This is a genomic window from Evansella sp. AB-rgal1, assembly GCF_041820985.1.
GTDB lineage: Bacteria > Bacillota > Bacilli > Bacillales > Salisediminibacteriaceae > Evansella.
The window spans coordinates 59,618-72,597 of sequence record NZ_JBGUAU010000013.1 but is presented as its reverse complement, the minus strand read 5'-3'; the positions used below and the strand labels follow the sequence as shown (position 1 = coordinate 72,597).

The following is a 12,980-nucleotide window of genomic DNA, read 5'->3' as shown; positions in this document are numbered from 1 at the left end:
AGCCTGTTCGCTCTCCTAGGGGAGCTGCTGAGCTACCCTAGGAAAGCGAGCACTCTTCGGTATCTCGCCCCTGCTCTGCCTCCCACCGGAGTCTCGCTGGCATTCACTCATTCCATAGGAAGTGCATAGTTCTAATCCCAACTCACAAAGTATTTTCATCCGCCTTGGTGCAATTTTTCACTTGCATGAGTCTACCCTAATAATACGCTAGTGCATTCTAGTCAAACTATCAAATGCGCTAACTTGGTCCACAAACTTCTACATAATTCGAGCGGAGGCACCTTCCCCCTAATACCCTCCCCCCCAAAGCGCTCTACCACCCGTGTGTGGTGCGCCGCCTTCAGGAGCATTATGCTGCTTCGTTTCTACTAACTGCATTTTTCCGGACTCTGCATCATGGTGCCAAGTGTAACCTTCTGGTGTTCGGCCATCCATAATATCCTCTAACTGATCCTTCGTGAATTTACTCGCGAGTTCCGGATCCTTTTCCACTGCGTCCTTCAATTGCTCATTGCACTCTTTAAATTGCCTTACATTTGAATCCTTTAATATATCATCAGGAAGCTGCGCATCGAAAGCACTATCAAAGTCAGGAACAACGACCTCCACCTTCACTCCGTTCAGCTCAATCGTCTTCCTAACATACATCACACCAGACGGCTCATGCTGTTGCCCTTCCATGTGCTCATTGTTGGTTTTAAAGTGAATCACACCATCTTCATCGATGGTACACTTTTTCATCTGCTCATCGGTCCAGCCTGTTTTGGCCTGAATATCCTTTTCTTCCTCTGGAGTGAGAGGACGTGTTTCCTTTTTCTCTGTCGTATCCTTCATCGATAGCGGTTTATCCAATTCCTTTTGATCCATCGACTTAAACGGATTCTCCTTAGCTAGCTGCGTTAAGGGAGAATCTTGCCACTGTATTTCTGCGAATTTCATAAAAGCATTCATGTCAATGCCCTCCCCGTCTCCAACTCGTATTTCCATTGAGAATATATTTCGAGGCGATCCGTACTATCCTTTGAGTACTCCTTCAATAAACAATGACAAATGTTTAAGATCATCTCACCCGACAAATCATGAGTTCGCTCCTGAACCAACATCTTCAGTTCCTCTGTAAAACGTTGATAGTTTTGTACACGCTGTGCAAGATTATCCACCGCAATTTTACAATCTAGTAATTCTGTCACTAACTCAGAAAGCTTATCGAAATGTTCAAATTCCCACACAGCTAGTTTTTTCGCAACCTCATATTCCTTCAATAAAAAATGGATCCCTATTTTGTTTTTCGAAGAGACTTCTGCTCGCCCTAGTAACTGCTCAAGTAACTCAAGGTTTACTTCCGTCTCCACCACTCGCCCCTTCAATAGAAGCTTCATCAATTCACTTACGAAAACCTTATTATCTACCTGTTTCAACACATTCGCAGCATTATATTCATAGGGAGCTTCTGTTCCGTCAAATTTACTAATCTTGCACAAAACAGGCTCCAGCCAATCATTTTGGTAAACTACCGCTACCCCTCTAGGCAACTTCGCAATTTCATCTAATTGCTCGTCCTTCAATGCCGCTGACTTACCAGCAAGACGTCGATCACCTTCATCAGGTAATCTCATAATAATTTTTGTATTCGTATTTCGGATAGCTGAAATATCAACCGCGCTAGGAGACTGATCCGCAATAAGAAAGCCTTCTCCATACGTTCTCATTTCCGCGATCGCATTAGACAACATTTCTACTGATTTTCCAGTAACATTTCCGCCCTCCGCCCCACCACTATCAGGTGACGTTCGCTTCAAAATATTATGGGCTTCCTCTAAAACGGTAACATGGCGAAGAGGCTGATTCATCCCTTCTGTGTAAGCCATTCGGTGCTCATTTAACCTCATCACGAGAATCCCCATAATGAGAGACTTCGTTTCTAACGATCCAACACGACTTAAGTCAACAATGACATTTTCATCGAATAAGAGATTGTTATCTGTTTCGTCCGCTGAAAAAATTTGACCGTTCAATCCATTCGTTAACGACTTAATTCGAGTAGCCAAGGATCCGATATAATTACTCTTGAGCTCCTGAGAATAGGCCGAATTATTAATAACATCAATAAGCTGTGTTTGTAAGTCGCTAAACGTTGGAAAAATATCATCGGAATACGTATTCTTTGATGCTACTAAATCCCAGCCGCTGCCTTCGTACGCTTGTAAAACAGCATCCTTCAATACAGCTGGCATCGCCGCATACATCGGCCAACATACGTTAAAAATCTCGATGAGTCGATCAATATGCTCTAAAATATGTACCCCAGGCGGAAACGTAAACGGATTGATTTTCAGTAGCTGCGTGTACATTGGATTCGTTCCAAGAACAGTCACATTTTTTCTTTTGCCAAACATATTTTTGTATTCACCTTTTGCAGGCTCAATAATTAAAAACTTGATTCCAACTGTATCCAACTGATCAAGAATTTCATAGACCGTATTACTTTTTCCCGAACCAGTAGATCCTGTGATGAATGTATGCATCGATAAACTGTTTCGGTTCAACTCCACACGATTCGGACTATCACTTCCCATGTTAAATACATTGCCTAGATTAATCGTGTGCGTTGCCTTTGAGCCGTTATAGCTTACCACTTCTTTTCCGAAATCCGCATGCTCCACCACTGGGAAACCGCTCACGGACCTTCTCGGCAATCCCATATGAATAGCTAGCTCATTGCCACTTACTAACGTACACGGTGTCACAGGAATACTTCCCGCAGGACTTTGATAAGAGAAAACAGGATGAACAAAGTTGGTAACATATTTTTTCACCATACTAGTTGTGGCGCCATTCCCTTTTCCCCAGGAATTGATAGCGGAAACTTCCACTCCTGAGTTTTCCCCACGCATAAGGGCTTTGTAAGTGGAAGCTGCAATTTCCGCTCCATAAGAATTGTCGGACAGGAAGTATGCAGCACACTCCCACATACCTAAGCTCTCAAAATCTTTCAATCTATCTAATTGCGTGTCGATGCGATCGAGCGTGTTCAAAATCGTCTTATCCTGCATCGTTAGCGTAATACTCTCCGATGTTCCCGTCGTAGTGCCCCTCGTATCTGTTGTACCTTCATTCGTGCTTTCATTTTCACCAAAGCTTTCTCCCGTCGTTTGGGAACTGCTTTCGCTCGTTGACGTACTCGATGTTGTACCCTCAGTTTCCGTTTTTTGCAACGCCGTTCCTAAAATCCCTAAACTTCCTCCAATAACTCCACCGACAGCTAAACTCGCGCCACCAGTGAAAGGTGCCAGACCAGCCCCGACAATCCCAACAGCGGAAGCAAGGCCCTTTGTTGCCTTGCTCCCCATCGCTTCCTTCGATGTGGACTCGGTTTTCGACTCACTCGACGAATAACTTGAGCTACTTGTGGACGAATCATTTTTAGTATACGACGTTCCTTTCGTTTGTCCTTGCGTAAAGGAATGGGAAAGATTCACCGAGCTGTTATTGGAAAAATTGATTTGGGAATTGGCGAATGGAGATAGCTGCGTATAAATTTGTTCATAGCTTTTCCTCGTATCAACTAATTGCCCCTGTGTCGACCTATTCGCAACAATAATCCCAGTATACTGCTCTCCTTGCATAGACAAAGCTAGTTTTTCTAAGCCTTGTACAAAGGACGTATTTTCTCTGTTTTCTCCGTCTTTACTATTTGCTACACAAGAAACCGCTGAAACACTATTGCCTTTTATTTTTTGTAAAACCTCGAACATCTCTTCTTCCAAGTATTCCTGCGTTTTAATACCAGGAAACTGACCCGCCATCGCATTTTTCAGGGTATCTTTCAAGGAATTGGTCGTTCTCTCTGAATCGAGAGAACGGATTCCCATATAAAAGTCTGTCTTCTGACCATTGCTATCAATAATAATAAATACAGCACTTTCCGTTGTGGAAAGGGAGTTAAACACACTGGCGAACTTATAAGTAGAATATTCGTCCTTTTCGTACACCATTTCCGTGATTTTAAAGAATCTTACGTTGTCTGCAATGTTTGCTTGAAGATTATCGTCTTCAAAGGGAAGTATCTCTAAATCAGTAAGCTTTGAAATGTAGTTTTTCAGCACGATGTCGTCTACCACTTGTAATGCATCTTGAAACCCCACTTGGAGGCTTTCATACTTTGGTGGTGAAACAACGGGCTGCTCCTTCTGAAGTTGGATTTCGTTCATGAAGTTACCCCCTCTTGTCTGCGACGATGCATGCTCCGCCAGCAACTACAGCAGCAACACCTGCGGCAACAAGGATAGGTTTTGCGGCAACAATCCCAACGGTCGAAGCAACGATCGTCGCCCCTCCAGCAACAACTAAGCCAACGCCAATTTTTTGCTTAGAAATATAGATAGTATCCTCTGATTGTGTTCGCTTTTCCTCGATAGCAACGATTTCACGTTGATAAATCTGCTTACTAATCTTCTTCAATAATTCAATTCTTTCTTTGGAAAAATTGAGTAGCAGTTTTGCCATCTGGCTATTAAAATACTCTTCGGTCCATGTACTTTCAGTGAATTGTTCTCCATTGTGGGCATCATATAAATTAACAATGTTCTTCTCCGCATGTGCAAGCATCCGCTTGAAGGAAGTAAGCGTCGGGTCGATCATCATGCTATCCTTTAGCATTACCTGGACTTTTCGTTTGTTTTGTTCATCCACTGCAGCGATAAATGTAGCGTTCATAGTCATTCGAGTATCCCCTTAAATTTCTAGTATTTTTGTCACTCTATTCTGAATTTCTTCGAGCCATTGGATGCGAGCTTCGTTTTCTTTGATAATATCTTCTAATTGAGAATTGTCTGTTGCACACGCTTCTAGCTCTGCAAGCTTTCCATTTAACACAACGTCTAATTCGTTGAACTTTTCCATAAAGAAATCTTTAATATCCTCTGACGTGGACATTGCATATGCGACAGTATCATCTCGTAAATTTAACAGGTGAACCTGTAAGGAAGAGAAGTATTGACTTGCAAATTCATCTCCTCTGACATAGTTCACTTGCTTATAAACTGGTTTCTCGACGTTCCAAGATTTCCAAACTTTAAAGAAGCCTAAAAACCCTTCTCGCTCGGGATTCTTCTCTTTTGTCGTTTCTCCCGTATCTACTTGCTTCGTCTTACTTAATGACTCGATTAACTTGGCTGAGGATGTGGAACTGGCGATGTCTCCATCTAGGAGCTCCAATGGGTTGATCTGCAAGCTATCGGAGCTTAATTCCTTCGACAATTGTAATGTCTTTTTACGATACGTATCTACTAATGCTTCCGCTGTTTGTTGAACATGGTTGGAAATCATCTGCTCTAATTTGAACTGTACTTCAGCCTCTAACTGTCTTGTAAAACGATCAAACGATTCCGAAGTTTCACGAACCTCTTCAATTGGAAGCTCTAATCCACGAACAGCATCAATTTTTGTCTTAATTTTCCCTTGTGCCGCTTCTATTACCTCGAAATTAATGAGCTCTACTTGATCGTTAAAGTTGATATTATCAATCTCATTTTGAAACTTCTTTGCTTCCTCCACATTGTTTACATTCTCTTGAATGCTTTCAATTTGACGAAGAATTCCTTGCTGCTTGTCTTTATTTGTTACGAGTTCTTGCTTTGTTTTCTCAAAAGACTTCGCACTTTCTAGCTTCTTGGAAAACGTATCGACGATGTTCTTAATCTTCGTTGTTTTTGCATACTTTTCTACATACATGGAAATCGCAGCTTCGATGGAAATCACTCCAGAATGAATGAGTGCTTCGGTTTTGGAATCTTTTGCTTCTTGTGCTTCTGTCAATTGATTTTCTACTTTCACACGAGCGCTGTTTGGCAGTGGAGCATATTTCTCAAAGTGCAATTCGTTATTACGATTCAACTTTTTCATCTTACCAATTGCATCATAAACATCATCATCTTCAATTTCATCTATTTGAAGCTTACTTGGATCGACATCTTTTAACAGTGTTCGAATATTTAACGCAGGAAGTGCCGCTGCTGGAAAAATATTAGGATCCATAATCCCCTTATCTTCTAAGTATTTCCTTACCTTGTTAATGGAACCCTCTACGCTGTCCTCGCCTCTCTTATAATCATCTAATTTATTTACGACAAAAATAAAGCGATCTTTTGATTGTTTTCCACCAACACGCATGCTATCTGCTACATGATTTAACAAATCATTATCATCGTTTACAGCTAGTTGCGTCGCATTTAATAAATAGAGCACTACATTTTTGGACGACTCCGATAGCATTCGGTATGTTGCTGTTTTATGCTGCAAATCTCTCGAATTATTCGGTCCAGGCGTATCTACTAAAACTAAGGAAACATCATCGGAAGATACAAACGGAATATTTCCTTCCACATCAATATTCGAAACGGTTGGGGTACTATTGATTTGTTGCATCATTTCGTACGTAACATTCGGTTTTACATCTACTAACTCTCCATCCAGGTTGTACACCTTTGCCGTAAAGTTATCACTCTCTTTATCTCTTATCTTCGTAATGGTAGCCGTACAAGCCTCTTGCATTGCAGGCATGAGCTTTTGACGTAATAAGGCGTTAATTAACGTTGATTTCCCCGCACTCATCGTAGCAATCACATTTACTTCAAAGTCGCTAGTTGATGCTAATTTGAATGCATTTTCCAAGTCCTTTTGCTTCAATTCTTCAAACGGTCCTTTTTGGATGTCACGAAAAATCTTTTCGATGGATTTCTCCTTGTCTTTTACTTCCTTCGCTTGGATGTGCTCGCACGTAATAAAGATTCCTTCTTCTTCCGCGCCCTTTGCTACCGCATGTAAGTCCTCGAAATCTAATACAGTTCCATGAAACGTGATTTTAAAGCGCTTCGTATTACACTCGTCTACTAAAATTTTCGGCAAATCTTCAACCCACTCTTGCAATCTTCTATCATCTACTTGCAATGCGCTGTTGGCCTTGATAGCATTCCCACTAATCGTAATATCTGTTTCTACTTTGTACGGGTTATATTTGATAAATACTTCTCTCATGAATGGTCCAACTCCTGTAATAAATATTCCAAGCAAGAGATTCCGCATTTCTTGAGTATCTCATGAACGTGAGAATCCTCTTCGCTTTTTACTTTCTCAACAATATGCTTCGGATAAAACTTGGATAAATCATACTCTTCTTTCTTGAATTTCCTTTGCATGAGGGAAAATTCATCAACCTCATCTTCATTTAATTCCAACCCATATTGCTGTTTTTTTGCTAAAAATCCAGCATAAGAGGATACCGGACAAATGATAGGATTCGCTATCCCGAGTTTTTCTTGAATGTCATTTCTAAGCTTATTTATACTATCTTCAATGGAATCATCCTTTGTCTTATATCGATCTAGCTTGTTGAAAACAAAGATGATGTTTTCTGAAGCAAGATTTTTACCAATATAGCGTAAGTATTTATTATCATCTTCCGTTCCAACGTTTTCTCCATTAACCACATAGATTATATAATCATAGTGACCGGTTCCAATTTTCTTATGCGTCACTTTCATATGATCCGAATGAAGGGATGAGTTTACTCCTGGCGTATCGATAATACAGAATCGACCATGATCTTTGTTTTCCAACCGAAAGTAGGTGGAGAGATGAATGGCATTTGATTTGTTGTTATGATCATTCTGTATGATGGTGCGTTCGTCCGCATCCAACGTCAACTCATTGTCAAACTTGTATATGAGGTTATCCTCGAAAGGCTTGTTGTATATATAATGTAATTTCGAGGTACATGCATCGTTCATCGTACGACTCACTGTTTTCCCCACGAGTGCATTGATAAGTGTGGACTTTCCTGCACTCATATTTGCGGTAATGAGAATTCGTTGTATTGGTCGTTTCTTAAAATCAGCATTCTTGTGCCAACCTTCCACTTGGTACTGAAGGAGCTGCTGTCCTTTTGGCAACTGTTCGTTGTCATATAGAACGCCAAAAAGCTTATCTAGTTTTTTATGGTATCGTTCTCGGTAGATGGATTTAATTTCTGCCACTATTTCCTGTGCTATTTGCGCCTTAGCCCTATCACTTGCATTGATGAACAAGCAATCACAAACGAGCGCATATCTATATGTAAATAATTTATATCCTTTAAACCTCGCGCCAATAACGCCCTTCGCCGCCTGCTTCAATGCCTTATTATCATAGTTGTATAAGGAAAGATCATCCGCCAAAAACTTGGATTTATAATTGTTAACAATCTGCTGAGCGACCCCACTATCCTCACCATACTTATTCGCAAAATACTCCAACACGTTTACATACTTTATCTTATATTCTGTAGACTCCTGCAAAACAGGATGTTTCTCTAGAAAATGAGATGTACACATAAGACCAATATCCACTTTCATCTCTCACCTCTGATGTCACTTATTTCATTCCATTTTTGAGCTATCAATCTAGTGACTATAACCAACTAGTCATACTATCTTACTATATTTCGATACCCTAACATAGTTCAAAAGTGGTATACCTGTAACTTCTAAATGAAAGACCTAGTTACGAAGCAGAGGGAAGCAGAGGGGACGGTTCTCACTGCTTCTTTTTCGACAAAATTCGGGGTGGTTTCTGGAGTAGACCGCACGATTGGTGGTAGGTCGATCCGGGCGAGTTCCCTACGGTTGTACAAGTGGTAAGTCGGAGGTCCGCATGGATGATGGCAGACAGCAAAAAGAGCCCTCCCGTCATTAATGGAAATGTTGTAGTACTTGAGTGGTGACAGCACCTACATGACTAAGTGAAGTGGGTAACACCACTCAACATTATTCGCGTGGTAGGACGTAGGAAAATTCAATAAAGGTAGATTGCTCTAAAATGTTGGTGTTGATTTGCTTTTTGTATATGTGTGTAAACTTTGTAGGGGGTTCTGACCTAGTTTTCGTGCTAATTTGCGGAGATAAAACCCCTAGTTATATCACTAGCCTTGCAAAAGTGTTCCATTATTTTACAACTGGTAGATGTATAGTTCCCTAATATCATGGTTTACAAATTAATTTCCCTTTATTTGTAACTTTCTTTTTATGGAATAAACACATTGAAAATTTTTCCAGTTTACTTTTGTTCTAAAATTGAAAAAAGTAACAATGTCTTATAAGAGAATAGACAAGTTACCATTTTTTTAGAAATTTTATGGATTTATGATCTTCTGAGCTTGATATTTTTTAGGGTACTTCCGGGGTCGCCCTGGTTTCCCTTTTTTCCTTCGCCCTTTCGAAGTTCGTTTTGGCTTAGGATCTAATGCATCTAAGAATGTTTGCCATGATTTGAACCAGTGAAGACGTAACTTCTTTAACACTTGCCATAATGTTTTGGAGGTGCCTGTCAGAATCTTGACCCATGCGCATAACGCATAGGCAATCATAATGATATAGATTTGATTCCATACTGCATCTGGCTTAGTATTAAACCACTTTACCACCTTTAAGTGTTGTTTGATCCATTTGAAAAAAGATTCAATTTCCCAACGGAGGCGATAAATCTCAGCTATATCACTTGCTTTTAAATCCCACCGATTGGATACTACACGGTACTTTCGCTTTTGGTCATCTTGATATTCAACCAATCGCAGGTGAAAAACTTTGTCCGTTTTTGGTACTCGGACTTCAACTTTAGCATCTCTTACTATAAGAGTATTCTCTTCGACCGGTTGCTCATGAATGATCGTTAATTTAGAATTGGCTTTTACTCGAGCAACAAATGGGATGTCATTCAAATCCCAATCGTAATAGAGATTATAATTAATGTATCCGCGGTCAAAGACATACGTGGCTAAATTTTTAAGTACCAAAAATTCAGTAGCCTCCTGATCAGAAACAGCAGCAGTCGAGGTTACGATCTTATCAGCCAACCTAATGGTTTCATCTAGGATGGCTAAGCGAGTGTGAACCTTCACTCCATTCTTATCTTTGGAACAATACGCCAACTTTGATCGTGCAGGTAAACTGATTTCGGATGAATCTATGATATTCAAAATCCCTATATTAGGTACCCCTTGCTTATTCGCGTATTTCGCTCCGATTTTCTCGATTAGTTCTTGGTACAATTTCTTTAGGTAATCTGTTGGAAAATTTTCTAATTTGCGATAGATCGTGGATGCGTGAATGGAGTCCAGTTCAATAAATTGTTGAAGATCTTCATCAGCTTGAAGCTCCTCCGCAACACTCTCTAATGACTCTTTCTTTTCTAGCTGTGCTTTTATCAAAAGCGTAACAGCTTGTCCTGTTAGCAATTTTTTAAATCCATGATCACGGAAAGGACAACGATATTGCACAACATTTAAGACATCTAAACACTTCTTTATTACACTATTATCTGATATAATATTACCCATGGTTTTCTCCTTTTGTATTGATTTGGGTAACATGCCTATATCTATACAATAGGAGATTTTTTTGCCTGTACAGCGTTATATATCTAGTATTCCTTATTTTGGAAGTTGTTTGCAAGACTAGTGCAATTTAGCAGGTAAATCTAACAATTAGGAGGGTAATACTAACAATTTGTCGAAAACCGTAACCAAACAGCGCAAAAAACAAATTTTCCCCTTTTTGAGCAATTTCAATAAAAATATGAAAAGCGCAAGGCGCCCCAAATCCGCCTAAAAGTAGCCCACGTCCTGTGGGCACGGCGTCAAGTCCACATCCTGTCTCCCACCGAAATGCAAATGTTCTGGATGAACGAAAAGCGTAATCCGCTTGCACATCTGCGAAGAAAAATGTTTTTTCAGTTAAAAGGTGCTTTTTAATTTTTCTAACTGGGAGGTTATTTTACACGAGCCAACTACTGACTGAATAAGCTTCTTCGCACTTTTGCGAACGAGTTATGAGGAGCAGATGGCGCCTGGAGCTAGACAGCTTTCAAAGTCCAAAAAAGGTATACATTACCTTGCAAAAAAAGAGCCAAAGATGCAAACACATCTGTGCCTCCAAGATCTCCAATTATCCCTTATCGATTTGATACCTTTGCTTTCCATTGGACGACTTCTCGGTGGTGAATAGGTACTTCAATAGAAGGAAGCAGCGAGAACCGTCCCCACTGCTTCCTAGGTATACCTCCGCAAAAGCTCTTTATCGATCCCTTTCTTCTTTCCTTTTTTCACTAGGTGGTTCAGTAGAATTTTAATGAGGAATGGCATTTTGACTAGGCGGGTATCTTGCATGTCTAAAATAAGTGCTCCGTGGATTTTATCTTTTGGTAAACCTTTGTTATCTGTTTTTCCATCTTCCATTAGTCCGTATAAAATCCTCATGGATTCTTCGAACTGATTTGCTGGTGTAATTTTCACTCGAAATGTAACTGCCTTTTCATTTGAGGCATTTAAAAAAGTATGATGCTCTCCTTTTGCCACATGTAGTGTTTCACCGATTTGCAAGACCTTTTCTTCTTTTCCATAAAGTATCTTTAATTCACCGTCGATTACTTCAAAACTTTCTTTAAAGTTCATATGATAATGTAAGCCTGGTCCTTCCCCACCAGGAGGAAGAAAAACTTCAATGTACTCAAAAGCTCCGTTCGTTTCCTTACTTGTTTCCAAAAAAGTAATCTTCTCTCCTGTAAATGTATGAGTGATTGATCGATTGTCTTTTTGTTTAATATCCAGCATTCTTTTTCCTCCTTAAATATTTTAGCTGCACATTTCCGCTACAGCCCTTTCCCCCTTAAAGGAATCAGTTATTATCTGAATCGTTCGCTTACAAAATAGTACTGTACGACCTGCTACAAAAAGAAAACACCTAGATTCCTCTTATAACCTAGGCTCCAGCAGTTTTTCTCATAGCCGTATGTATTTTTGGAAACCGTTGCGAATCATCTTGTGATCCACCTCTTAGAAAACTTCTTACCTCTTTCGGACTGAGTCCCATTTCTTTTGCTTCTTCCATTAAAGAAGCCCACTCTAGATCAAGTTCACTTTTAGACTTATTATGCTGCAATAGACTGTAATGCCCTTTTTTTAACATGAAACCCCTCCTAAAATTACCTGACCATCATATGAAAGTTATTTTACAACATGTTTTTATAATTTTCTGTTAACTAGTTCACTAAACTCATTATTTTTCCAACAATTATAAGAAAACTTTGGTTGTTCATCTGGATGGCTCCTTTTACCGAAAAACCAGAGAAGCCTCCGCCGAGCACCTAACTGAAATGCCAAAAAGGAAGCAGCGAGAACCGTCCCCACTGCTTCCTTACATGGATATTTGTAGCTGATTTACTTCGATTGTCCTTTTTGCCGTATTACGAATGTAGCCTTCCGATTTAAGCCTGTTCATATTTGTTGAAACAGATTCTCTTGTAACTCCCAGCATATTAGCAATCTCCTGGTGTGACAATGGAAAGGGAATTTCTACATACGAGAAATTTTCCTTCCCATACGTGTCAGCCAAAGAGACTAACAAATGTTTTATCTGCTGCTTTACTGTTCCTGTTGCGATGACCTGAAGCATTTTTTCCCGCTCGTTTAATCTTTCCGTCAATATCTGCATTGCTTTCCATGTTAGTTTTGGATATTTTTCTATTAAACTTTGAAATTCTTCTTCAGAAATAGAACACAAATGTACGTCAGAGATCGTTTCTACGAATACATTTTCAACACCTAAAGAGAACGTACTCAAATGACCGTATGTACTAAAAGGACCTAGTAAGCTTTTCGTAAAAACCTTTCCGTCCTCATTGATATCATAGATCTTTAGCGCTCCCTCTTTTATAAAATATAATTTTTTCTCCACTTTATCAGGCGTCTGTATTACCATATTTCTTCTTATATCCTGATGCTGAATAAGTGGGATGATTTTCTCAAGCTCTTCCTCTTCCAGAAAATCAAAGAACCCAACCTTGGAAAGATACCACATCTTGTCAATCGACTGCTTCAGCCTCACCATTTATCGTCCTCCAAAGAGAATGTATTTCTTTTATCTTACCACAAAAAAAGTAGCACCTACCTT

Annotated in this window: 9 protein-coding genes; all 9 read right to left on the bottom strand. The window is 39.8% G+C overall.

The features are described from left to right. Positions 1-288: 288 nt before the first annotated feature. Positions 289-951 carry an HNH endonuclease gene (locus tag ACERII_RS12635; RefSeq protein WP_373642722.1) on the bottom strand — a complete coding sequence of 221 codons (663 nt, stop codon included), beginning with the start codon at positions 949-951 and terminating at the stop codon, positions 289-291. After that, complete coding sequence (locus ACERII_RS12630; protein ID WP_373642721.1) at positions 948-4,211, bottom strand: ATP-binding protein; 3,264 nt, start codon at positions 4,209-4,211, stop codon at positions 948-950. The genes ACERII_RS12635 and ACERII_RS12630 overlap by 4 nt, the downstream gene beginning before the upstream one ends. A 4-nt stretch (positions 4,212-4,215) precedes the next feature. Further along, positions 4,216-4,722 (bottom strand): hypothetical protein, encoded by a 507-nt coding sequence (locus tag ACERII_RS12625; RefSeq protein ID WP_373642720.1) that lies wholly within the window; start codon positions 4,720-4,722, stop codon positions 4,216-4,218. Between the two features lie 12 nt (positions 4,723-4,734). Then, a complete protein-coding gene (locus ACERII_RS12620; protein WP_373642719.1) occupies positions 4,735-7,035 on the bottom strand; it encodes a dynamin family protein in 2,301 nt (766 codons plus the stop codon). Further along, a complete protein-coding gene (locus ACERII_RS12615) occupies positions 7,032-8,390 on the bottom strand; it encodes a dynamin family protein (protein WP_373642718.1) in 1,359 nt (452 codons plus the stop codon). Before ACERII_RS12615 ends, ACERII_RS12620 begins: the two co-directional genes overlap by 4 nt. Positions 8,391-9,166: 776 nt before the next feature. Next, positions 9,167-10,369: an IS4 family transposase gene (locus ACERII_RS12610; protein WP_373642717.1), complete on the bottom strand. Its 1,203-nt coding sequence runs from the start codon at positions 10,367-10,369 to the stop codon at positions 9,167-9,169. 711 nt (positions 10,370-11,080) lie between these two features. Next, positions 11,081-11,641 carry a cupin domain-containing protein gene (locus ACERII_RS12605; RefSeq protein WP_373642716.1) on the bottom strand — a complete coding sequence of 187 codons (561 nt, stop codon included), beginning with the start codon at positions 11,639-11,641 and terminating at the stop codon, positions 11,081-11,083. Between the two features lie 148 nt (positions 11,642-11,789). Further along, positions 11,790-11,996, bottom strand: a complete 207-nt coding sequence (locus ACERII_RS12600) for an anti-repressor SinI family protein (RefSeq protein WP_373642715.1) — start codon at positions 11,994-11,996, stop codon at positions 11,790-11,792. A 228-nt stretch (positions 11,997-12,224) separates the two neighbouring features. Further along, positions 12,225-12,917: a Crp/Fnr family transcriptional regulator gene (locus ACERII_RS12595; RefSeq protein ID WP_373642714.1), complete on the bottom strand. Its 693-nt coding sequence runs from the start codon at positions 12,915-12,917 to the stop codon at positions 12,225-12,227. Positions 12,918-12,980: the final 63 nt, after the last annotated feature.

Bases quoted from the DNA above. Each gene is read 5' to 3' on its own strand.
- ACERII_RS12635 (WP_373642722.1), bottom strand. From the start codon at position 951: ATGAATGCTTTTATGAAATTCGCAGAAATACAGTGGCAAGATTCTCCC.
- ACERII_RS12630 (WP_373642721.1), bottom strand. From the start codon at position 4,211: ATGAACGAAATCCAACTTCAGAAGGAGCAGCCCGTTGTTTCACCACCA.
- ACERII_RS12625 (WP_373642720.1), bottom strand. From the start codon at position 4,722: ATGACTATGAACGCTACATTTATCGCTGCAGTGGATGAACAAAACAAA.
- ACERII_RS12620 (WP_373642719.1), bottom strand. From the start codon at position 7,035: ATGAGAGAAGTATTTATCAAATATAACCCGTACAAAGTAGAAACAGAT.
- ACERII_RS12615 (WP_373642718.1), bottom strand. From the start codon at position 8,390: ATGAAAGTGGATATTGGTCTTATGTGTACATCTCATTTTCTAGAGAAA.
- ACERII_RS12610 (WP_373642717.1), bottom strand. From the start codon at position 10,369: ATGGGTAATATTATATCAGATAATAGTGTAATAAAGAAGTGTTTAGAT.
- ACERII_RS12605 (WP_373642716.1), bottom strand. From the start codon at position 11,641: ATGCTGGATATTAAACAAAAAGACAATCGATCAATCACTCATACATTT.
- ACERII_RS12600 (WP_373642715.1), bottom strand. From the start codon at position 11,996: ATGTTAAAAAAAGGGCATTACAGTCTATTGCAGCATAATAAGTCTAAA.
- ACERII_RS12595 (WP_373642714.1), bottom strand. From the start codon at position 12,917: ATGGTGAGGCTGAAGCAGTCGATTGACAAGATGTGGTATCTTTCCAAG.